A 19,921-nucleotide genomic window follows, 5' to 3' on the forward strand; every position below is an offset into this window, starting at 1 on the left:
CCTCAGGACACCAGGGCGAGGGCGACGATCGTTGCGGTCGTCGCCAGCTCGGTGGTCGCTCCCAGGACGTCGCCGGTGATGCCGCCGAAGCGTCTGGTCGCGTGTTTGAGCAGCAGGAACGTCGCGGCTATGACCGCTGCTACGACCGCTGGGCCCGCCCAGAGGGTGCCCGGGACCGCTGCCGTGGCCATCGCGCCGATCAGGAGTGCCGCGATGGCTATCACCGGGTAGGGGACCGTGCCGGCTACCAGGGCGCCCAGGCCTTCGGGGCGGGCGGCGGGGACGCCTTTGCGGCAGGCGATGCTGATGCCGAGGCGGCCGGTCGCCCAGGCTGTCACGATTGCCCAGATGTTGACCGAATTCCCGGTGAGCGCGGAGGCTTGCAGGAGCAGAATCAGGACGATTGCTGCCACGCCGAACGGGCCGATGTCGGCTTTTTTCATGATTTCTAGGGCTTTGGGGCCTTTTTGGTAGGAGCCCAGGGCGTCCACCGAGTCGGCCAGACCGTCGAGGTGCAGGCCTCTGGTCAGCAGGACGCCCGCGGTGACGGTCAGCGCCGCACCCAGCAGCGTCTGCGGCAGGAGCGCGTGCAGACCGCCCAGCACGAGGCCGAGCAGGGCCCCGATCAGCGGCGCGAGGGCCATCGCCCCGGCCGCCGTACCCCGATCGATCCGGCCCGCCCGGACCGGCAGCACCGTCAGCGTCGTCACCGCCAGCCGGACCGAGTCGATCAGCGTCGTGATCACCGCCCGGGCCGACCCGATCCGCGTCATGGCCGCCGCCTGTGCTGAGCCGCCGCCCGGTCCGAGTCAACCAGCGTTGTGATCGCCGTCGGGGCCGAGCCGAGCAGCGTCATGCTCGCCGCCGGGCCGAGTCGAGCAGCGTTGTGATCGCCGTCGGGGCCGAGCCCATCAGCGTCATGCTTGCCGCCGGGGGCCGAGTCGAGCGGCGTTGTGATCGCCGCTCGGGCCGTATCAGGCACTGGCGGGGCCGGGGCCGTCCGGTTCGGGCTCGATGAACTCGGCGTCGTCCTCGTCCTCGTCGGTGGTGGTGTCGTCGTCGTATTCCGGAGCGGCGTCGAGCAGTGCGGGGTGCACGGGCAGGGCTGCGGCGAGGGCGATCGACGTGCGCAGCAGCGGGAGGGCGGCCAGTGCGTTGGCGCCCTCGCCGAGGTCCAGGCCGAGCTCCAGCACCGGGGTCAGGCCCAGGACGTCCGCGCCCTGCCGGACCAGTTGGTGCGTGCCGGCGTCGGCGAGCAGGCACCAGTGCCGGCTCTGCGCGGCGAGGTCGCGGGCCACCAGGCCGGCCGCGATGCCGAGCGGGCCGTCCACCAGCACCGGGATCCGGTGGGAGGCGGCGCCGAGCAGGGCGCCCGTCGCCACGGCCAGGTCGGCGCCGCCCAGCTGGGCCAGGATGTCCTTCGCGCCGCGGGGCTCCTGCCGGATCCGGTGCATCGCGTCCCGGACCGCGGCGCAGCGCTTCATCCACGCCTCGTCGTCGTAGAAGCCGCCGGGCGCCAGGACCCGGGGGAGCACCGCCACCGGCTCGGCGCCCGTCGTCGCGGCGAGGACGGCGGCGGCTGCGGCGTCCGTGCCGGCGCCGCAGGACGCGATGATGAGCGCCTCGCGACCGTCGACGACCGCTGCTTCGGCGAGCCGCCAGCCCTGGCGCAGGGCCGCGTCGACCGCGTCCTCGCTCAGCACCGGGCCGTCCTCCATGGCGCCGGACTCCGCCACGCGAACCACGGCGATGTCCGCGTCGGCACTCGCGGCGAGTCGTGCGAGTGCCCCCTCGCCGGCCTCGGCCTGAGCCGCGCGGCGGTCCGACTCGGCGGAATCGGCGCCCGCGGCGCCGCCGCCGGTGTGGCGGCCGTCGATGAGCAGGACGCGCACCGGACCCCAGGGACGGGGGATGGCCGTGCCCTGGGTGGCCGCGGCGAACTCGATGGCCTCGACCAGCACACCCACACCCGCACCCGGAAGGTCGAGGCGGGCGAGACGGTCACGGGCGTCGGGGCCGGCGTCGCTGTCGGGCAGGGGGAGGTCCATGCCGGCCTGGATGACCGGGATCTCGCCGCCCTCGTCGTCGGCTGAGGGCTGGGCCCGCACCACCGTGGCGGTGGTCGCCGTGCTGATGGCGGTGAGCGGCTGCGCCGCCGTCGCAACGGTCACCTGGGCTGCGGCTGCGCCCGCTGTGGCCGGTGCAGCTGGGCCTGCTGTGGCTGGTGCGGCGGCGCCTGCTGTGGCCGGTGCGGCCGCGGCTTCGCCGGATCGTGCGGGCTCGGTCGCTGTCGCGTTGTCGGCCTGGACGTCGGTGATGATGCCGGGCTGGTCGGCGCCGGTCTTCAGCCAGGCGGGGCGGCCCGCGACGACCAGGACGACCCGGTCGCAGGCGTCCGCGAGGGCCTGGTTGGCGGTGCCGAGCGCATCGGCGAACGCGCGCCCCAGCGGTGTCTGCGGCACCAGCGACAGGCCGACCTCCGGGCTGACCACGACCACGCGCGCCGCGCACCCGCGAACCGCCTCGGCCAGCGCGGTGACGGTCGCCACGTCGTCGTTGGGCTGCAGGGCCGGGTCGAGCAGCGAGGCCACCCATCCGCCGAGGTCGTCGACGAGCAGCGTGTCGTCCGGTTTCGCCTCGGTCAGCACGGCCGTCAGCCGGGCCGGGTCGGCGCCGGTCTCCTCCGTCGTCCACGACTGCGGGCGGCGGCGCTGATGTGCCTCGATGCGGCCGCGCCACTCGGGATCGTCCTCACCACCCACCGCCGTAGCGATGTAGCGCACCGAGGCGGCCCCCGCGACCAGCGCCTCGGCGAACGCGGACTTGCCCGATCGGATCCCGCCGAGCACCAGGACCGAACTCCACCCGTCACCAGACATGCCCCGTACCTTAGATCCGTCGTCCCGCCCCGTGCGGGCCGACCCGTCGCGCTTGTGGATAACCACCCGGGCCCGCGTGGTTGTCCACAGGGCTGGCGCGCCCGGACTGACGGTGTCGTGGGCACCCCGTAGGGTGGACCTCACGCACGTTCAGACATCGAGGAGGGCGACCGCATGCCGTGGAGTTGGCGGTACGAGGGCGTCGACGGGCAGCCTGTCACGGGCCCGGCCGAGACGTTCAGCAGCCAGGCCGACGCAGAGTCCTGGATCGGGCAGGCCTGGCGCGAGCTGGCCGCCGCCGGGGTCGCCCAGGTCACCCTGGTCGAGGATGACCGGGTCGACTACAAGATGAGTCTGCTGCCGGCCGAGTGAGCAGCTTCCAACTCAGCCGCGGCACCCCGCGCAGCGCCTTCGTTCCGAGCCCGGTCTTCGTCGGCATCCTGGCCGTCGTCGCGGTCAGCGCCTGGATGACCTGGACCGGGTCCGGCAACGTCCGCGTCGACGTCTTCCTGTTCGTCGTGTCCGGGTGGGTGTTCTCGCTCTGTCTCCATGAGTACGCCCACGCCATCGTCGCGTATTTCTCCGGCGACCTGGGCGTCGCCGAGCGCGGCTACCTGCGTCTCAACCCGCTGAAATACACCCACCCGGTCCTGTCGATCGTGCTGCCGCTGATCGCGGTGATCCTCGGCGGCATCGGCCTGCCCGGTGGTGCGGTCTGGGTCGACCACGCCCACATCAACAGCAAGGTCAAGGACTCCCTGATCAGCGCGGCCGGACCACTCACCAACGTGGTCTTCGCCCTGCTGCTCGCGATCCCGTTCGCCCTCGGCGGCGGCGACGGCATCGCGATCTACGCCGACGGCACGACCAGCCCGCACGCGGCGTTCTGGGTCGCTCTGGCAGCCCTTGCCTTCCTGCAGGTGACGGCGAGCCTGCTCAACTTCCTGCCGGTCCCGGGCCTGGACGGCGGCAACATCGTCCAGCCCTGGCTCAGCGCCCCCTATCAGCGCGCCTACAACCTCTTCGCGCCGTACGGTTTCCTGCTGCTCTTCGTCCTGCTCTGGCAGTCCCGCATCAACGTCTGGTTCTTCACCGCCGTGAACTGGCTCGCCGGCCTGATCGGCATCCCCGACGACCTCGGTCAGCTCGGGCTCTACTTCATGCGTTTCTGGAGCGATCTTTCCTGAACGACGAAATACCCGACGTGATCCGGCGGGCGGCCGTGAAGAGGACAACCGCGGCGGGCAGACCGACGGCGGCGATCAGGATGGCGAGGATGCCGGCGATGCACACGGTGATCTCGTTCCAGCCGGTGAAGCGGGCGGAGAACGATCGGAACGGTTCCACCTCGGAGAGCCACATCGTGGCCAGGGCGGCAATCGGCGTGGCCAGCACCAGCAGCGTCCAGGTGCCGCGGGAGCTGCCGCGCCGCGCCTGGACCAGCGCCGCGGCCACACCCGCGATGAGCAGAGCGATGGCTGCCAGGTGCAGCGGGTAGGAAGACGGCACCTCGTAGGAGCAGCACATGCCGTAGGTGCCCGCGCCGGGTTCCCACAGCGTTCCCATCATGGCCGGACCATCCGTGTCGAGCGGCGGCCGGACGACAACGGTGAAGACGGTGGCCGCGGCGACGGCGAGCGGGCCATCCGGGCCGTCCACGACGCAGCGGCGGGCAGCGCCAAGGTGATCACGCCGAGCACCGCCAGTGGCAGCCCCATGTACAGGTTGAGGGTGTGCCACGGGCCCCCGACGAAGCGCACGGCGATCGCACCGGCCAGCAGGGCAAGGGTCACGGCGGCCGACGTACGGGCGAGGCGGCCCGGAACGACAGCGGCGGTGACCGCGGTGACCAGCCAGCCCAGGTATGCGCAGACGTAGACGCTCGCGAACGGGCCGAACGACTCCCCGCCGGCCGGGTGGAGCTCGAAGACGAGCAGGTAGTAGACCGACAGCCCGGTCAGCGCGGCGAGCGTGAACACGGACGCGGCCGGCACCGCGCGGGACAGGCCACCCAGTCCCACGGCGCGCACGCGTTCCCGGATGCCACCCACGATCAGGTCGGCGGCCTCGGACACGGTCGGCCGGCGGCGGTCACCGGAAAGCTCGCGGTACATGTCGACAAGCTCCCGGCCGCGCTCGCGGCGGTAACGCCTCGGGTAGGCGAACAGCAGGCGGTAGTAGGGGTCGCTCATGCCGTACGCCCCTGAAGTCGCAGGGTTGCCGTCTCGACGTGCCGGCGCATCCGTTCTGTTTCGGCGCGGAGGGCGCCCTCTCCGCCGGGGGTGAGCCGGTAGTAGCGCCGCAGCCTCCCGTCGACCACCTCCTCGCGGTCGCGGGCCACGAGCCCGTCGTCGGTGAGGCGGTCGAGGGCGCCGTAGAGGGTGCCGGGCCGCAGCGCGACGCGCCCCTCGGAGAGGCGGTCCACCTCGGCGATGAGCCCATAACCGTGCATGGGCTCATCGACGAGGGCGGTGAGGATCAGGAACGTCGGTTCCCGAAGTGGATCAGACATGCGGAGCAATATATCGGACGCGAAGATATGCTCGCGTCCAGGTTATGAGTCGGAGCTCAGGGGCGCTTGGCGGGGCTCACCGTTTTGGACGGGTCGCGCTCGGCGATGCCTCCGACGGCTTCCTCGATGGCCTTCATGAGATCGGGCTCCAGGCGTACACCCGCGGCCTTGGCATTGTCCTTGACCTGCTCGGGGCGTGAAGCGCCGATGATCGCGGCCGAGACGTTCGTGTTCTGCAGGACCCACGCCACGGCCAGCTGGGCCATGCTCAGCCCGGCCTGATCCGCGAGCGGGCGCAGCCGCTGGACCGTCGTCAGCACGTCATCGCTCATGTAGCGCTTGATGAACTCGGCGCCGGACTTGTCATCCGTGGCCCGCGACCCCGCCGGCGGCTGCTTGCCCGGCTCATACTTGCCACTCAGTACGCCCTGCGCGATCGGCGAGAACACGACCTGGCCGACGCCGACCTCCTCGCTCAGCGGCACGACCTCCGCCTCGATGACCCGCCACAGCATGGAGTACTGCGGCTGGTTCGACACGAGCTGGATCTTCAGGTCCTGGGCCAGCTCCCAGCCCGCCCGGATCTCCGTCGCCGTCCACTCCGAGACGCCGATGTAGAGCGCCTTGCCCGAGTGCACGATGTCCGCGAACGCCTGCATCGTCTCCTCGAGCGGGGTCGAGTAGTCGTAGCGGTGCGCCTGGTAGAGGTCCACGTAGTCGAGCTGGAGGCGGCGCAGCGAGCCGTTGATCGACTCCATCACGTGCTTGCGGGACAGGCTGCGGTCGTTCGGGCCCGGACCGGTCGGCCAGAAAACCTTCGTGAAGATCTCCAGACCCTCGCGGCGCTCACCCTTCAGCGCGCGGCCGAGGACCTCTTCGGCACGGGTCCCCGCGTACGCGTCCGCGGTGTCGAACGTGGTTATGCCCACATCGAGCGCTGCCCGCACGCACGCGGTCGCGGCATCCTCCTCCACCTGCGACCCGTGGGTGATCCAGTTGCCGTACGCGATCTCGCTGATCATCAAGCCGGAGCGGCCGAGGTGACGATATTCCATACCGCCGAACCTACCCGCGCCCTGTCCGCGCTCTATAGAACCGGCCGGTTCTCCGGGTGGAGGCGTTCGATCTCACGGGCAACTTCAAGAGGATTCTCGTACGCGACATCGACGATCGGATCGCCCTGACGGTCCAGCGCACCCCACCGCCCCGCGGCGTCCCCGATCACGAACCCGGCCGGATGGATCAGCAGCTTCACGTGCCGCGGCGTCACCAGCACCTGCCCCGACCTGTCGACCACCCCGAGCTTGTCCCCGGCGTCCACGATCGCCAGGCCCTCCTCGGTGAACCCGTCCACGGCGCCGCCCCCGGTGAGCACCGTCACGAAACCCTGGTACTTCGGCTGCACCACGACATGCCCGTGCCGGTCGAGCGCGCCCCAGCCCTCACGGCGTACCGCAGCGATGCCGTGCCTGAACGGCCGCGCGTCCTCGAACCCACCCGGAACGATCACCCGGTTGTGCCAGTCGATCGCGAACCATCCACCGTTCACATCCCGCGACACCCACGCCAGCCCCTGCGAGAACCGCCCCACCTGCCGATACCCGCAAGCGTCGTCGATCAGCAGATTGCCGCTCTCATCAATCAATTCCCACACATCGGCGCCGGGCTGACGAACCCATGCCGCACCCTCATGGAACGGCTGCGCCTCGGCATACCGTTCGGCGATGACAACGTCACCGTTACCGTCGGCGTACCCGAAATAGCCCGTCTCATAATCGGAGGCCGGCTGCGGCGGCCGGCTCTGCTCGAGAATCTCCTCGCGCGAGCGCTGATAGGGCCCCCAGCCGCTCTCCTGCACCCGTTCCATAACAGAATCAAGCGCGGCCTCAGTACGCGAAACGAGCTCCGGATCCTCCACCCGCCGCAATTCCAGCGCCAACTCGAAATGGTTGCAGGCTTCCAGGTAGCGCCCCTGCTCGTAACAGGACTTCCCGGCGTTCACATGCATCTCAGCCCGCAACCGATCAGGCAACTCGACGGAATTAGCCTCCTCGTAGAGCCGATCCGCCTCCGCGAAATCCCCCCGCCAATGATGCACATGAGCAAGCCGAGCCCGCACCGTCGCAATCAGCCTGAGCTCTCCGGTCGCCTCCGCATGCCGCAAAGCCTCATTCCCATCAGCCAGCGCCCGCCCATATTCCCCGAGCACCCGCCCCACAACAGCCCGCAAACTGAGCAACCGGGCCCGGATCCCATCCCGCTCGGCATACTCCAGCTTGTCGGTCAATCGATCCATAACAGCCAGCAGCTGCTCAAGCTCCCCAGCCGTCTCCCGCAAAGTAACCGGATCAACAATCCACGGGTACGCCGAAAGCGCAGCCTCCGGATCCACCAACCGCCTGACCGGCTCCACCATCCTGACGGGCGGCGGCGCCACCGAAATAGTCGGCAGCTGAACACTCGGCGCGCGCATCGCGGTCACCGCGGGAGTTTCTATCGCGGTCTTCGGCCTCTCCGCAGCCTCTTCACCCTCGGGCGCCGCCTCGACCTTCGCCTCTGCGGCCGTGTTCCCGCTCGGCAGGTCGGTCCCGGCCTGTTTCGGCTCAGCTTGTTCCGGCTCGACCTGTTCTGATCGGGCTTGCTCTGGCTGGGCTTGCTGTGGCTCGGCCTGTTCCTGCTGGGCCGGTTCTGGCTCGGCTTGCTTTTGCTGAGCCTGCTCTGAGTCGGCCTGCTCGGGCTCGGTTTCGGCCCGCTCGGGGTGTGACTCATCGTTGCTCGGAGTCGCAACCTCGGCAGCCGGCATGTCCAGCTCAGCCGGGACCGTAGTGTCGTCCGGCATCGGCGCGGCCAACGAAGCTGCCGTGACGACGGGCCGGCCCACAGCGACCCCGGCCATGACCCGAGGCTCGCCCTCCTCCTCGACCCCATCGGACCCCTGCGCCGCGCCCCCGTCGCCCACCGGAGCATGCACCACGACCTGCGATTCGGCCGCAACCGACATCTCCGAACGGTCCTGAACCAGCCTTTCGACCTGGGCAGGCTCCTCTGCCTGGACCGCCTCTTGAGCCTGGACCGCCTCTTGAGCCTGGACCGGTTCTTCTGCTTGGGCCGGTTCCTGCGGTTCGGCCTCGACGGGCAGTTCGGGCTCGTCCACGGCATGGGTTTCCCGCGCGGCCGAGACCGACAACTCCGGCTCGTCCGCAGCCGATGTCTGCAGCTCGACCCGAGCCTGTGTCCGCGGCTCATCCGCGATCAAGGTCTGGTCCTCAGCAACAATCGGAGTCCGAGGTTCGGCCGTCTCCGCAGCGTTCGTCTCCGGCATCTCCGGCATCTCCGGCAGGACAACCGCTGTTACAGCCTCACCATGAGCCTCGTCCTGAGCAGCGGACGATGACTCAACATCGAGCGCATCCGCGGCCTCAGTTTCCGAGACATCCCCCGGCGCACTCCCGCCCTCAGGCTCAGCGTCGTCGTTCGGTTCGTAACCGGCCTCAGGCTCCGCAGCGAACTGGGTCTCCGGCCCGGCCTCGTCCACAGAGACCGACTCGAAGACGTTTGCTACATCGGTTTCGTCCTCAACAACCGTGTGCCCAGTTTGGGGAACGTTCTCAACCTCGTCCTCGCGCCGGGTCTCGGCCTGGTACTCGACTTCAACCCTGACCTCAGCCGGTTCTTCAGCCTCAGCCGGTTGCTCGGCCTTATCCTCGGCCTCAGCCGGTTGCTCGATCTCATCCTCGGCCTCAGCCGGTGGCTCGGTCTCAACCCTGACCTCGGCCGGGTGCTCGGCGTCCGTTGGATGCTCGACCTCGTGCTGGGGGTGGTTATCGGCGTCGATGTCAGCGGCGTGCTCGACCTCGTGCTCGGGGTCGCCCTCAGGCTGGATCTTGGCTTCGGGCTCGATTTGGTCGTCAGGCTCGGCCTGGGGCTTGGTGATGGTCGGGACGATGAGGTCGGTCTCGGTGGTCGGGGCGAACCAGTCGGTCTTGCCCGGCGTCGCTGCGCCGCTGACCGGGGAGTCCACGTCTGCGCTCGGGGCGGGCTCCTCCGGGGCGGGGGAGACCGGGATCGACTCAGGTTCGGTGGTGACGGCTCCAAGGCCGCTCAGCTCGAGGAGCCAGCCGAGTCCGCGCTCTTCCTCAACACTTTGCCCTGCCTGGCCCGCGACGCCCTCCGGCGAAACCGGTGCCGAACTGGCCGCTGCGGCAGGCTCAGCCACCGGAACCGGCCCACCGGCCGGCTCAACAACCGCCGGCGCAAACGCAGCCCCGGCCGCCGCAGGCTCAACAGCGCCCACTCCTCCTGGCCGACCCTGGGCGTCGAAGCCGCCCAGTGGCCCGAACAGCGCGCTGGCCCGATCCGTTTCGGGCGCGGCAGGCTCTCCCGGCGACACGGCCGGCGGCCCAGCCTGCTGATCTGGCGTGCCGAAACCAATGGGCGTACCCGGAGAGACAGGGGTCACCCGCGGAGCTGGCCCGGTCTGCCCCGCGATCGCCACCGGCACTGACACCTCCGGCGAAGCAGGCGTCGCCGGCGGTGCCGCCTCGACTGGTGACGCAGGCGAGGCCGGTGAGGCGGGCGTTGCCGTTGGTGCCGTAGCGAACTGTGCTGTGGTTGCCGCCTGGGTAACCGGAGGTGTTGTCGGGGTGGGTGCGGCTGGTGTGACCGGCTGAGGTGCAGCGGCAGGGACGACCGGCGGCGCTGGCTGCGGAGCCCATGCGGCGGGCTGCTGCGGCTGAGCCGGCTGGGCCGGACCTGGTTGAGGCTGAGCCGGTCGGGCCGGATCGGGTTGAGACTGCCACGGCTGGTTCTGGCCCGGCTGGAACTGCGACGGCTGGGCTTGGCCCGGTTGCGTGGGCTGGGCCTGGCCGGGCTGCTGCTGCTGCGACGGCTGGTCGTGGCTCGGTGGGTGTTGCGGGAGCGGGGGCTGGCTCGGGTGGGTGTATGGCGCCGTGCGCTCGGCCGGCTGGAGAGGACCCTGCTGGAGGGGGTCCTGCTGGTTGCGGCCCTGCTGGTTGGAGGGCTGTTGGAACGGCGGCTGCTGGGTGGGGGGAGGCGTGCTGGGGCGGTCCGAGGGCGGGACGTCCCGTAGCGCGGGCGCGGGGATGCGCGGGTCCGTTGGTGGTTCGGCGTCGTGGGTCGCGCCGGGGCGAGGGCCGTACGGCGTTGTGGTGTGAGGGGCCTGGGCCTGGGCCGGATGCGTTGTGTACGGCGGGGCCGGGCGGGATTCCGGGCGGGTGTCGTAGGCCGGGGCCGGGCGGGTTTCGGGGCGGGTGCCGTACGGGTTGGGGTGCTGGCCCTCCGGGCGGGTGCCGTAGGGCGCGTTGGCGCGGGGTTCGGGCTGGGGTGGCGTCTGGCGTGGCGGGTTGGACGCGGTTGGTTGCGCGGCAGGGTGGACCGGGCTCGGGGCCTGCGGGCGCGGGTCTCCCGCCCGCGCCACGCGCGGATCGATCGGAGCGCCGGACCTTGGGTCGAGCGGGGCGCCGGACCTTGGGTCGATCGGGGCGCCGGACCTTGGGTCGAGCGGGGCGCCGGACCTTGGGTCGAGCGGGGCGCCGGATCGCGGGTCGATCGGGGCGCCGGACCTTGGGTCGAGCGGGGCGCCGGATCGCGGGTCGATGGGCGCACCCGAGCGGGGATCGACACCGGCACCCGAGCGGGGATCGATGCCTGCGCCCGGGCGGGGGCCGATGGGGGCGCCGGATTGCTGCGCGGCCCATGGATCGACGGCGTGTGGGTTTGTGGCGCGTGGATCCGTGGCGCCCGGGTCGGCAATGCGGGGGTCTGTGGTGCGGGTGGGTTGGTTCGGGTGGGGTGGTTGTTGCTGGTAGGCCGCGGGCTGCTGGGAAGTGGTGGGGCGCCGGGGCATGCCGGGGTGGGTGCCGCCGTGATGCTGGTCCTGGGTTTGGCCGCCGTGGGCCTGGCCGCTCGGAGGTTGGGCACCGTAAGTCTGCGCACTGTGGGGCTGACTGCCCTGGGCCTGAGCACCGTAAGGCTGCCCGGCTTGAGGCCGGGGACCGTAGGGCTGCCCACCCTGGGGTCGACCACTCTGAGGTTGCGCACCGTAAGGCTGCCCGCTCTGAGGTCGCGCACCGTAGGGCTGCCCGCTCTGAGGTCGCGCACCGTAGGGCTGCCCGCTCTGAGGCTGCGCACCGTAGGGCTGCCCGCTCTGAGGCTGAGCGCCGTAAGGCTGAGCGCTCTGGGGCTGGACACCGTAAGGCTGGCCATCTTGAGGCCTGGTGCCGTAAGGCTGAGCGCTCTGTGGGTGGGTGCCATAAGGCTGCCCGTCCTGAGGCTGAGCGCCGTAAGGCTGAGCGCTCTGCGGGTAGGCGCCGTAAGACGGCCCGTCCTGGCCCTGGGCGCCATGAGGCTGCCCACCCTGCGGCCGCGCACCGAACGGCTGCGTGCCGCGCGGCCGCTCACCCTGAGCCGACCCAACCTGCCCAGAGTGAGCCTGCCCAGAGTGCGTCTGCCCAGGTTGAGCCTGCCCAGGTTGGGGCTGGCCGTACGGGCGACGGTCGGGTTCGGGAAGGCGGTCGGGGAGGTGGGCTGGGCGGTTCCATGATGGGCCGGGGGGTGTGCTGCCTGGGCCTTCCCATGAGGGGGGAGGCTGGGGAGGGCGGCCGACAGTGGCTCGGCCGGCGCCGGGGGAGACCGGGCGGGTGGGCCCTCCTGAAGCGGGGTATGGCGCGCCGTAGGTCGGTTGGCCCGGGGCGGGGGCTCCGGAGGTCGGGTTGCCGTAGTAGGGGACGCCCGAGGCGGAGTAAGGCACGCCGGAGGATGAGTAGGGCACGCCGGAGGACTGGTACGGCATGCCTGAGGTGGAGTAGGGCGGGCCTGAGGACTGTGACTCCGGGTATGGGGGTGCGGAGGAGGGGGCAGCGTAAGAAGGGGGCGAAGAGGCCTGGGCGATGGCTTTGAAGTCGGCGTCCCAGGAGGCTGCGGCCTCGGCTGCGGCGGCCGCGTCGTAGACCGGGTGGTGGACCGCGCGACGCTGGCCGGGGTCGCCGGGGTAGCGCTGGCCTGGTTCGGGTTGCCATTCCCAGGTGATCTCGTAGACCCAGGCGGGTTCGTCGTCCCAGCCGTAGGCGCTGCCGGTCGAGCTCCAGCCGTTCATCGGGCACCCTGGCAGGTGCCGGACGTTTGGCTACGCTCGGTCACGGGAGTTCCACCTTGTCGGAAATGGTGCGCGGCAGGGCAGGGCGCCCGGGTACGGTCGCCCGGCTCCGCGGCGGGAGCTGCGGGAGCTGTGGGGTTGTGAAAGGAGATTAACGGCGTGGACGGCCTTGACGCCAGGGTGCCCGAGATCTCTCCGGGCAGGCCGTTCCGGGATTGGGTCACTACTTTCGGTGCGCTGTCGTGGTCGGGTTTCCGGAGGTTCGCGACCTACCGGCAGGCGACGATAGCCGGATCGTTCACCAACATCGTCTTCGGGTTCCTTCGCTGTTACGTGCTGCTCGCTGTGGCGGCCGGTGCTACCGATGCCAAGCCCGGCGGTTACGACGCCGAGCAGCTCGCGACGTACGTGTGGGTGGGGCAGGGGTTACTCACCGTGGTGGCGCTGTGGGGGTGGACGGAGCTGGCCGATCGGATCCGGTCCGGTGATGTGACGGCTGATCTGCTGCGCCCGGTCCATCCGGTTATCGGCTATCTCGCGCCTGACCTCGGCCGGGCCGCCCACGCGATGATCTTCCGCTTCCTGCCGCCCCTCGCGGTGGGTGCGATTTTCTTTGACTTGTACGCCCCGGAGCGCTGGTTCACCGTCCCGCTCCTCGCGGTGTCGATTCTGCTGGCGGTCGTCGGCAGTCTCGGGCTCCGCTTCCTGGTCAACGCGACCGCGTACTGGCTGCATGATGCCCGTGGCCCGATCACCCTGTGGACGCTCTCGGCGGGGATTCTCGCGGGCCTGTATTTTCCGCTGCGGTTCCTGCCGGACTGGCTGGCTGTCACGTTCTGGGTGGCGACCCCGTTTCCCGGGCTGCTGCAGACCCCGGCCGACGTCCTGGTCGAGCGGGACCCGCCCCTGATGCAGTTCGCCCTGGTCGCGTTGCAGGCGGTGTGGGCGGTGGTGCTGCTGGCGCTCGCCGCGTATGTGCAGCGCCGGGCCGAGAAGCGCCTGGTGGCCCAGGGTGGCTAACCCGTACACCTCCCTGGCGCGGGCGCAGTGGCGCTCGTTCGCGTCGTACCGCACGTCGTTCGTGGTCGATCTGCTCAGCAACGTCGGCGGCACAGCGCTCGACGTCGTGGCGGTCCTGGTGCTTTTCCAGGCTACGCGTACGGTCGCCGGCTTCTCGTTGTCCGAAGGTCTGCTGATCGTGAGCCTGTCGTCGCTGGCGTTCGCGCTCGCGGACTTCAGCGTCGGCAACGTGGACCGGCTCAAGACCTACGTGCGGACGGGGTTGCTGGACGCCGTCCTGGTGCGCCCGCTCGGTGCCCTGCCGCAACTGCTGCTCATGGACCTGCCCATCCGCAAGGCCCTGCGGCTGGTCGTCGGCGTGGTGGTGCTGGCCGTCGCGCTGCACGTCAACGACATCGAGTGGACGCCGGCCCGGGTCGCGCTGATCGTCATCGCGCCGCTGGCCGGGTCGGTGTTCTTCGGCGCGATCTTCGTCATCAGCGCCAGTGTCACATTCTGGTGGATCGATTCCGGTGACCTCGGAAGTGCGTTCACGTATGGCGGGCGCGATTTCACCGCGTATCCGGTGCCAGTTTATTCGGGCTGGTTCCGCGCGCTTTTCGCGTACGCCATGGGATTTGGATTTGTCGCCTATCAGCCGGCGGTGACGCTCCTGGGCCGGGACGATCCGCTCGGCCTGCCCGCCTGGACAGGCTTTGTCTCCCCGCTGGTCGCCCTGATCGCAGCGGCTGCGGCTGCGCTGATGTGGCGGGCGGGGATCAGGCACTATAGGAGTACTGGGTCATGACCGACTGCACCGAGCTTGCCGCAGCGTTTGCGACTGACGGCCGTGACAGCGAGGGCCAGAAGGGCATGACAAAGGAGAGCAGAGCATGACGCTGATTTCGATGAAGGGCCTTCGGAAAGATTTCACCGTACGCGTGAAAGCGGGCCGATTACGCCGCGAGAAACGTACGGTCAGCGCCGTCGACGGCATCGACCTGTCCATCGAGCAGGGTGAGATGGTCGGATACATCGGGCCGAACGGCGCCGGGAAATCGACCACCCTGAAAATGCTGACCGGGGTGCTGACCCCGTCCGCGGGCGAGGTCAGCGTGTGCGGGCTCCGGCCGGTGCCGCAGCGTACCCGGCTGGCATTGAGGATCGGCGTCGTGTTCGGTCAGCGTTCGCAATTGTGGTGGGATCTGCCGCTGCGCGATTCGTTCTCGCTGCTGCGGCACATTTACCGGGTGCCGCCGCAGGAGCATGCCGCCCGGCTGAAACGGTGCCGGTCGCTGCTGGATCTCGACGATTTTCTGGACATTCCGGTGCGGCAGTTGTCGCTGGGTCAGCGGATGCGCGGGGAGCTGACCGCGGCATTGCTGCATGGGCCGTCGGTGCTTTTCCTGGACGAGCCGACGATCGGGCTCGACGTCGTCAGCAAGCAGGCGGTGCGCTCGTTCCTGGCCGAGCTGGGCGCGGGTGGCGACCTGACGCTGGTGCTGACCACGCACGACCTCGCCGACATCGAGCGGCTGTGCCGGCGGCTCGTCGTGATCGACCACGGCCGGGTGGTGCACGACGGCACGATCGAAGCCCTGCACGACCGGTACGGTTCCCGCCGCCGCCTGGTCGTGGAGCTCGACGCGCCCCTGCCTGCCGGTTTCGTGGTGCCGGGCGCCGAACTGCTCTCCACCGAGGCGGACGGGCGCCGGGCCGTTTTCGAGCTGACCTCGTCGTCCGCGGGCGCGGTTGTCGGCTCCCTGCCCGCCCTGCGCGACCTGTCCCTCGTCGAGCCGGACATCGAAGACGTGGTCGCCCGCCTCTACCGCACACCCTGACCCGATGCGGCGGGTCAGCCGACTGAGGCCTGGCCCGTTGCGGCTCAAGCAGCTGCGGCTCGACCGGCTGCGGCTCAAGCAGCTACGGCTTAAGCAGCTGCGGCTTGGCCGGCCAGGTCGCAGATGAGGTGGGCGCGGGCGATCTTGCGGAACGCCGTGACGAGGCGGCTCCGGTCGCCGGCGCGGGTGGCGAGGACGACGTGGGTGGGTTCGACGCCTTCGAGGGGGATGATCGTGAGGTCGGGGCGGTGGCTCAGGTGGGCCGGGACGATGGCTATGGCGCGGCCGTCCGCGATGAACTCGAACTTGTCCTCGATGCGTTCCATCAGCGGGCCGTCGGGTGCGGGGCTGCCGTCGGGTCGCGGGTCGATGCGCCAGAACGCGTTCCACGCGGGGTTGCCGACGACCTTGGGGACGGGTTCGTCGGCGATGTCGTCGAGTGTGACGTGTTCCTTGCCGGCGAGCCGGTGGTCGTGGGGGACGAGCACCGCGCGCGGTTCGTCGTAGAGGACCGTGACGTCCAGCCCGGCGGTGGCGAACGGCAGCCGGGTGACCACCGCGTCCACCCGGCGTTCGAGCAGGGCCGTGTGCCCGTCGTCCCAGTTCAGGTGCAGGCTGCGGACCTCGGCGTCGGGATGCTGGCGCCGGAAGTGCCGCACGGCCGGGGTGATGATGAGGTTCGTGGTGTAGCCGACGGTCAGCTCGTGCGGGGTCGCGGCGGCCCGGGTCTGCGCGGCGGCGTCTGCGGCGTCCTTGAGCAGTGCGCGGGCGCGGGGCAGGAAGACCTGACCGGCGGGGGTGAGCTGGCTGCCCTGCGGGGTGCGGTCCAGCAGCCGCGCGCCGAGCTGCTGCTCCAGCTGCCGGATCTGGCGGCTCAGCGACGGCTGGGTGATGTGCAGGGCGGTCGCGGCGTGCCCGAAGTGCTCGTACTCGGCGAGCACCGCGAAATACCGGACCAGCCGCAGATCGAGGTCAGGACCCACCTGAGCTGTGGTCATGCCTCAAGCGTATTGCACGATACGAAACAGGCTTTGGACGGTACGCCCGGACTGCTCCGACGATGGAGACACGTTTTCCCTATCTGAGGAGCTCCACCATGCGGGTATTCGTCACCGGCGCGAGCGGGTACATCGGGTCCGCCGTTGTCAGCGAACTCCTCGGCGCCGGGCACGAGGTCACCGGCCTGGCCCGGTCCGACAGGTCCGCGGCAGCGCTGACCGCCGCCGGGGTGCAGGTCCACCGCGGCGACCTCGAGGACCTCGACGCCCTGCGCGCCGGGGCCACCACCGCGGACGCCGTCATCCACACCGCGTTCAAGCACGACGACATGGCGAACTTCGGCGGCGCCGTCGCCCTGGACCTGAAGGCCGTGCAGGCGCTGGCCGGTGCTGCCCGCCGGCTCGTCATCACGTCCGGCACCACGATGATGCGGCTGGGCACCGCCGTGACCGAGGACGACCTGCCCGGCCCCGAGTGGCCGCGCGGTGCCGCCGAGACCGCCGCGCTGGAATCCGGCGTCGCTTCGATCGTGCGCTGCCCGCCGTCCGTGCACGGCGAGGGAGACCTGCACGGGTTCGTCACGCTGATCATCGCCGCTGCGCGGGAGAAGGGCTTTTCCGCATACGTGGGGGACGGCGCGAACCGCTGGCCTGCCGTGGACCGGCTGGACGCCGCCCGGCTGTTCCGGCTCGCGGCGGAGGCGGACTCGACCGGCCACCGGCTCCACGCCGTCGGCGACGAGGGCGTGCCGTTCCGGGAGATCGCTGATTCCGTCGGGCGGCATCTCGGCGTACCCGTGAAAAGCATTGCCCCTGAGCAGGCAGCGAACCACTTCGGCTTCCTCGCAATGCTGGCGGGCGCCGACACCCCGGCCACGAACGCACTCACCCGCAAGCTGCTGAACTGGGAGCCCACCCAGCCCGGCCTCCTCGCCGACCTGGACTCGGGCCACTACTTCGCCTAACGGTGCTCCATCACGAGCACCGCCCACGTCCCGGGTGTCAGGGCCTCGTAGTGGTGGGGGAGGTCGCCCGGGAAGGAGGCGTAGTCGCCGGGGTCGAGCTCCACGGTGTCGCCTGCCGGTCCCGCCTTGAGGCGGCCCGCGGCGACCACGACGTGCTCGATGCTGCCGGGGATGTGGGCCTCGGCCTCGCGGGGCTGGCCCGGTTCCAGTTCCATGACGTAGAGGTCGCGGCGTGCGTGGATCGAGCCGGCGGTGAGCAGGCTCGCGGTGAAGTCGGCCCGGTCGGCGCGCAGGCGGGTCTGCTCGTCGGCGCGGACCACGCGTACGGCGGGGGAGGGGGGCTCGACCAACCGGCTGAACGGGATGCCGAGCGCGACGCCGAGCGACCAGAGCGTCTCGATGCTGGGGTTGCCGGTGCCGTTCTCCAGCTGGGACAGCGTCGACTTCGCCAGCCCGGCGCGGCGGGCCAGCTCCGCGAGAGAGATCCCGGCCCGCTCGCGTTCCTGGCGCAGGGCGGCGGCGATGGCGGCGAGCGGCGGTGCGGGCTGCGACATGTTCACTCCGTCGATCGTTTCGTTCGGTTTGACGAACGAGCGCTTCTGCGTTCAATATTGTGAACCATGCGTACGCCAAACCGAACACCGGACGCCGCGCTCCTGCGCGACGCGGCAGCCATCGCCGCTGCCATGATCGCGGTGGGAGCATCATTCGGCGCCATCACCATCGCGTACGCCCTCCCGCTCTGGCTCCCCTTCGCCATGTCGACCCTGGTCTTCGCGGGCGGCGCTCAATTCCTCGCCGTCGGCCTGTTCGCCGCGGGCAATCCGATCGCGGCGATCGTCGCGGGCCTGCTGCTCAACGCCCGCCACCTCCCGTTCGGCCTCGCCGTCTCGGCCACCATTGGCCCCCGCCTGCGCGACCGCCTCATCGGCAGCCACCTCATGACCGACGAGGTGGTCGCCTTCACCCTGCGCGAGACCGACCCCGTTCGCCGTCGCCGTACCTACTGGCTGATCGGCATAACGCTCTTCACGTCCTGGAACGCGGGCACGGCACTCGGCGTACTCCTCGGCGGCGTGACCGGCGACCCCGCCCAGCTCGGCCTGGACGCTGCCTTCCCCGCCGGGCTCATCGCGCTGATCCTGCCGTCGCTGCGGGACCGATCCACCCGGGCGGTCGCGCTCACCGGGGCTGCCCTCGCGGTCCTGTTCACGCCGATTCTGCCCGCCGGGCTGCCGGTGTTGTGCGCGCTGCTCGGGTTGCTCGTGCTCTTCGTCCCCCGCTTCCGCTCCGGTCTGCGCACGCCGGCTCCGGGCTCGGCGCCGGATACGGCTGCGGGCTCTGCCACAGCTGCGGGCTCGGCTGCGGGCCCGGATTCGGCTGCTGGCTCGGCTGCGGGCTCGGGCCCGGATTCGGCTGCGGGTTCGGCTGCGGGTTCGGTTGCGGGCTCTGCTCCGGTTTCGCTTGGTGGGGAGGCGTGATGGTGATCGCTGCGATTGTGGTGCTTGCCGTCGGGACGTACGCGATGCGGTTGAGCGGGGTGCTGCTGCGGGAGCGCCTCGAGCTGTCCGAGCCGGTGCAGCGGCTGCTGCCGATGGCGGCGGCTTCGCTGCTGGCCGCGCTCGCTGCGACGGCCACGCTGATGGAAGGGGCCGCCTTCGCCGGGTACGCCCGCCCGGCCGGAGTCGCGATCGGAGCGCTCCTCGCGTGGCGTCGCGCGCCCTTTGTCGTGGTCGTGCTGGCCGCGGCGCTCTCAGCGGCGTTGCTCCGCCTTGCCGGCATCGAATAGCGGCCGTCGAGCAGCGGGCGTCGAGCAGCGGGCGCTGAGGGGGCTTGCCTTGACGTCGGTGTGAAGGCCTAGCTTGGTGGACATGCTGATCGGGGAGCTTGCCGAGCGGGCCGGGACCAGTGCGCGGACCCTGCGGTACTACGAGGAGCACGGCCTCGTCGAAGCCGGCCGGGACGCCAACGGCTACCGGCGCTACGGCGAGGGGGAGCTGCGGGTCGTTCACGAGATCCGGGCGCTGCTCGCGGCCGGGTTCGGTGTGGACGACATCCGGCCGTTCGTCGCCTGCCTGCGCGCGGGGAATTCCGCGGGGCACGTGTGCCCGGACTCCGTTGCCGTGCTGCGGCGGCGGTTGCGTGAGGTGGAAGGGCTCCTCGATCAGATGGGTGCTGTCCGGGACCAGTTGCGTGGGCAGCTGGCCCAGGCGATCGAGGAAAGGGAGATCCGATGCCTGAGAATCCGCTGATCACCGTCACCGACGAGAACTTCGCCGACGTCGTGCTGGGGGCGCAGCTGCCGGTCCTGGTCGACTTCTGGGCGAAGTGGTGCGGCCCGTGCCGGCCGCTGGCGGTGTCACTGGCCGAGCTCGCGCCGGAGTTCGAGGGACGCGCGCTGATCGCCAAACTCGACTCCGACGAGAACCCCGAAACAACCCGCCGGTACCGCGTCATGTCGATGCCGACGCTGCTCTTCTTCCGCGCCGGCATCGTCACGGCCACCCTGGTCGGCCTACGCCCCAAAAACGTCCTCCGCACCGCCCTCACCACCGCCATCGACCCCGCCGAGTCCTACGCCAACCGCTGAGAGCGGGGTCGCGGTTGAGTGGG

Annotated in this window: 20 protein-coding genes; 11 read left to right on the forward strand and 9 right to left on the reverse strand. The window is 70.6% G+C overall.

Features of this window, described 5'->3' with window-relative positions:
• Positions 1 to 2 precede the first annotated feature (2 nt).
• Entirely contained in the window at positions 3 to 773 is a 771-nt protein-coding gene (locus Aco04nite_RS44660; RefSeq protein ID WP_213003250.1) for an adenosylcobinamide-GDP ribazoletransferase, read from the reverse strand.
• A 201-nt stretch (positions 774 to 974) separates the two neighbouring features.
• Complete coding sequence (locus Aco04nite_RS44665; protein WP_213003251.1) at positions 975 to 2,879, reverse strand: bifunctional adenosylcobinamide kinase/adenosylcobinamide-phosphate guanylyltransferase; 1,905 nt, start codon at positions 2,877 to 2,879, stop codon at positions 975 to 977.
• A gap of 174 nt (positions 2,880 to 3,053) precedes the next feature.
• On the opposite strand from Aco04nite_RS44665, the gene Aco04nite_RS44670 reads away from it, so the two are divergent.
• Together Aco04nite_RS44670 and Aco04nite_RS44675 are read left to right on the forward strand one after the other, a co-directional pair.
• Positions 3,054 to 3,251 carry a hypothetical protein gene (locus Aco04nite_RS44670; RefSeq protein ID WP_203834873.1) on the forward strand — a complete coding sequence of 66 codons (198 nt, stop codon included), beginning with the start codon at positions 3,054 to 3,056 and terminating at the stop codon, positions 3,249 to 3,251.
• Positions 3,248 to 4,066, forward strand: coding sequence for a site-2 protease family protein (locus tag Aco04nite_RS44675; RefSeq protein WP_213003252.1), 819 nt, complete (start codon positions 3,248 to 3,250; stop codon positions 4,064 to 4,066). The genes Aco04nite_RS44670 and Aco04nite_RS44675 overlap by 4 nt, the downstream gene beginning before the upstream one ends.
• On the opposite strand, the gene Aco04nite_RS44680 is transcribed toward Aco04nite_RS44675, so the two are convergent.
• Genes Aco04nite_RS44680 through Aco04nite_RS44700 form a run of 5 tightly spaced genes read right to left on the reverse strand, consistent with a single transcriptional unit; the run spans position 4,038 to position 9,886 of the window.
• Positions 4,038 to 4,448 carry a hypothetical protein gene (locus Aco04nite_RS44680; protein ID WP_213003253.1) on the reverse strand — a complete coding sequence of 137 codons (411 nt, stop codon included), beginning with the start codon at positions 4,446 to 4,448 and terminating at the stop codon, positions 4,038 to 4,040. The two genes, Aco04nite_RS44675 and Aco04nite_RS44680, sit on opposite strands and share 29 nt — an antisense overlap.
• Positions 4,445 to 5,071: a hypothetical protein gene (locus Aco04nite_RS44685; protein ID WP_213003254.1), complete on the reverse strand. Its 627-nt coding sequence runs from the start codon at positions 5,069 to 5,071 to the stop codon at positions 4,445 to 4,447. The genes Aco04nite_RS44680 and Aco04nite_RS44685 overlap by 4 nt, the downstream gene beginning before the upstream one ends.
• On the reverse strand, positions 5,068 to 5,391 hold the full coding sequence (locus Aco04nite_RS44690; protein ID WP_213003255.1) for a PadR family transcriptional regulator: 324 nt from the start codon (positions 5,389 to 5,391) through the stop codon (positions 5,068 to 5,070). Before Aco04nite_RS44690 ends, Aco04nite_RS44685 begins: the two co-directional genes overlap by 4 nt.
• A 56-nt stretch (positions 5,392 to 5,447) precedes the next feature.
• Positions 5,448 to 6,446: an aldo/keto reductase family protein gene (locus Aco04nite_RS44695; RefSeq protein ID WP_213003256.1), complete on the reverse strand. Its 999-nt coding sequence runs from the start codon at positions 6,444 to 6,446 to the stop codon at positions 5,448 to 5,450.
• A gap of 32 nt (positions 6,447 to 6,478) precedes the next feature.
• Entirely contained in the window at positions 6,479 to 9,886 is a 3,408-nt protein-coding gene (locus Aco04nite_RS44700) for a WG repeat-containing protein (RefSeq protein ID WP_213003257.1), read from the reverse strand.
• Between the two features lie 291 nt (positions 9,887 to 10,177).
• Between Aco04nite_RS44700 and Aco04nite_RS44705 the strand changes: the two genes are divergently transcribed.
• The 4 genes from Aco04nite_RS44705 to Aco04nite_RS44720 all read left to right on the forward strand — a co-directional run bounded on the left by Aco04nite_RS44705 (position 10,178) and on the right by Aco04nite_RS44720 (position 15,345).
• Positions 10,178 to 10,480, forward strand: a complete 303-nt coding sequence (locus Aco04nite_RS44705) for a hypothetical protein (RefSeq protein WP_213003258.1) — start codon at positions 10,178 to 10,180, stop codon at positions 10,478 to 10,480.
• Positions 10,481 to 12,664: 2,184 nt separating this feature from the next.
• Positions 12,665 to 13,525 carry an ABC transporter permease gene (locus tag Aco04nite_RS44710; RefSeq protein ID WP_213003259.1) on the forward strand — a complete coding sequence of 287 codons (861 nt, stop codon included), beginning with the start codon at positions 12,665 to 12,667 and terminating at the stop codon, positions 13,523 to 13,525.
• Positions 13,479 to 14,312: an ABC transporter permease gene (locus Aco04nite_RS44715; RefSeq protein ID WP_213003260.1), complete on the forward strand. Its 834-nt coding sequence runs from the start codon at positions 13,479 to 13,481 to the stop codon at positions 14,310 to 14,312. The genes Aco04nite_RS44710 and Aco04nite_RS44715 overlap by 47 nt, the downstream gene beginning before the upstream one ends.
• 85 nt (positions 14,313 to 14,397) lie before the next feature.
• Positions 14,398 to 15,345 carry an ABC transporter ATP-binding protein gene (locus Aco04nite_RS44720; RefSeq protein ID WP_213003261.1) on the forward strand — a complete coding sequence of 316 codons (948 nt, stop codon included), beginning with the start codon at positions 14,398 to 14,400 and terminating at the stop codon, positions 15,343 to 15,345.
• An 89-nt stretch (positions 15,346 to 15,434) separates the two neighbouring features.
• Here Aco04nite_RS44720 and Aco04nite_RS44725 read toward each other — a convergent pair whose 3' ends face one another.
• Entirely contained in the window at positions 15,435 to 16,343 is a 909-nt protein-coding gene (locus tag Aco04nite_RS44725) for a LysR family transcriptional regulator (protein ID WP_213003262.1), read from the reverse strand.
• Between the two features lie 98 nt (positions 16,344 to 16,441).
• Between Aco04nite_RS44725 and Aco04nite_RS44730 the strand changes: the two genes are divergently transcribed.
• Entirely contained in the window at positions 16,442 to 17,308 is an 867-nt protein-coding gene (locus tag Aco04nite_RS44730) for an SDR family oxidoreductase (RefSeq protein WP_213003263.1), read from the forward strand.
• On the opposite strand, the gene Aco04nite_RS44735 is transcribed toward Aco04nite_RS44730, so the two are convergent.
• Entirely contained in the window at positions 17,305 to 17,862 is a 558-nt protein-coding gene (locus Aco04nite_RS44735; RefSeq protein WP_213003264.1) for a helix-turn-helix domain-containing protein, read from the reverse strand. The genes Aco04nite_RS44730 and Aco04nite_RS44735 overlap by 4 nt on opposite strands.
• Positions 17,863 to 17,928: 66 nt before the next feature.
• Here Aco04nite_RS44735 and Aco04nite_RS44740 point away from each other — a divergent pair, with 66 nt between their 5' ends.
• The 4 genes from Aco04nite_RS44740 (at position 17,929) to trxA (ending at position 19,898) form a co-directional block, all read left to right on the forward strand.
• Positions 17,929 to 18,789 carry an AzlC family ABC transporter permease gene (locus tag Aco04nite_RS44740; RefSeq protein ID WP_213003265.1) on the forward strand — a complete coding sequence of 287 codons (861 nt, stop codon included), beginning with the start codon at positions 17,929 to 17,931 and terminating at the stop codon, positions 18,787 to 18,789.
• Complete coding sequence (locus Aco04nite_RS44745; RefSeq protein ID WP_213003266.1) at positions 18,789 to 19,097, forward strand: AzlD domain-containing protein; 309 nt, start codon at positions 18,789 to 18,791, stop codon at positions 19,095 to 19,097. The genes Aco04nite_RS44740 and Aco04nite_RS44745 overlap by 1 nt, the downstream gene beginning before the upstream one ends.
• Before the next feature lie 82 nt (positions 19,098 to 19,179).
• Positions 19,180 to 19,560, forward strand: coding sequence for a MerR family transcriptional regulator (locus Aco04nite_RS44750; protein WP_213003267.1), 381 nt, complete (start codon positions 19,180 to 19,182; stop codon positions 19,558 to 19,560).
• Positions 19,542 to 19,898, forward strand: coding sequence for a thioredoxin (trxA, locus tag Aco04nite_RS44755; RefSeq protein ID WP_213003268.1), 357 nt, complete (start codon positions 19,542 to 19,544; stop codon positions 19,896 to 19,898). The genes Aco04nite_RS44750 and trxA overlap by 19 nt, the downstream gene beginning before the upstream one ends.
• Positions 19,899 to 19,921 lie beyond the last annotated feature (23 nt).

Origin of the sequence: Winogradskya consettensis, assembly GCF_018332715.1 — a bacterium.
Classification (GTDB): Bacteria; Actinomycetota; Actinomycetes; order Mycobacteriales; family Micromonosporaceae; genus Actinoplanes; species Actinoplanes consettensis.

Coding starts and splice junctions, on each gene's coding strand:
- Aco04nite_RS44660 (WP_213003250.1), bottom strand. CDS start 773: ATGACGCGGATCGGGTCGGCCCGGGCGGTGATCACGACGCTGATCGAC.
- Aco04nite_RS44665 (WP_213003251.1), bottom strand. CDS start 2,879: ATGTCTGGTGACGGGTGGAGTTCGGTCCTGGTGCTCGGCGGGATCCGA.
- Aco04nite_RS44670 (WP_203834873.1), top strand. CDS start 3,054: ATGCCGTGGAGTTGGCGGTACGAGGGCGTCGACGGGCAGCCTGTCACG.
- Aco04nite_RS44680 (WP_213003253.1), bottom strand. CDS start 4,448: ATGATGGGAACGCTGTGGGAACCCGGCGCGGGCACCTACGGCATGTGC.
- Aco04nite_RS44685 (WP_213003254.1), bottom strand. CDS start 5,071: ATGAGCGACCCCTACTACCGCCTGCTGTTCGCCTACCCGAGGCGTTAC.
- Aco04nite_RS44690 (WP_213003255.1), bottom strand. CDS start 5,391: ATGTCTGATCCACTTCGGGAACCGACGTTCCTGATCCTCACCGCCCTC.
- Aco04nite_RS44695 (WP_213003256.1), bottom strand. CDS start 6,446: ATGGAATATCGTCACCTCGGCCGCTCCGGCTTGATGATCAGCGAGATC.
- Aco04nite_RS44715 (WP_213003260.1), top strand. CDS start 13,479: ATGTGCAGCGCCGGGCCGAGAAGCGCCTGGTGGCCCAGGGTGGCTAAC.
- Aco04nite_RS44720 (WP_213003261.1), top strand. CDS start 14,398: ATGACGCTGATTTCGATGAAGGGCCTTCGGAAAGATTTCACCGTACGC.
- Aco04nite_RS44725 (WP_213003262.1), bottom strand. CDS start 16,343: ATGACCACAGCTCAGGTGGGTCCTGACCTCGATCTGCGGCTGGTCCGG.
- Aco04nite_RS44730 (WP_213003263.1), top strand. CDS start 16,442: ATGCGGGTATTCGTCACCGGCGCGAGCGGGTACATCGGGTCCGCCGTT.
- Aco04nite_RS44735 (WP_213003264.1), bottom strand. CDS start 17,862: ATGTCGCAGCCCGCACCGCCGCTCGCCGCCATCGCCGCCGCCCTGCGC.
- Aco04nite_RS44740 (WP_213003265.1), top strand. CDS start 17,929: ATGCGTACGCCAAACCGAACACCGGACGCCGCGCTCCTGCGCGACGCG.
- Aco04nite_RS44745 (WP_213003266.1), top strand. CDS start 18,789: ATGGTGATCGCTGCGATTGTGGTGCTTGCCGTCGGGACGTACGCGATG.
- Aco04nite_RS44750 (WP_213003267.1), top strand. CDS start 19,180: ATGCTGATCGGGGAGCTTGCCGAGCGGGCCGGGACCAGTGCGCGGACC.
- trxA (WP_213003268.1), top strand. CDS start 19,542: ATGCCTGAGAATCCGCTGATCACCGTCACCGACGAGAACTTCGCCGAC.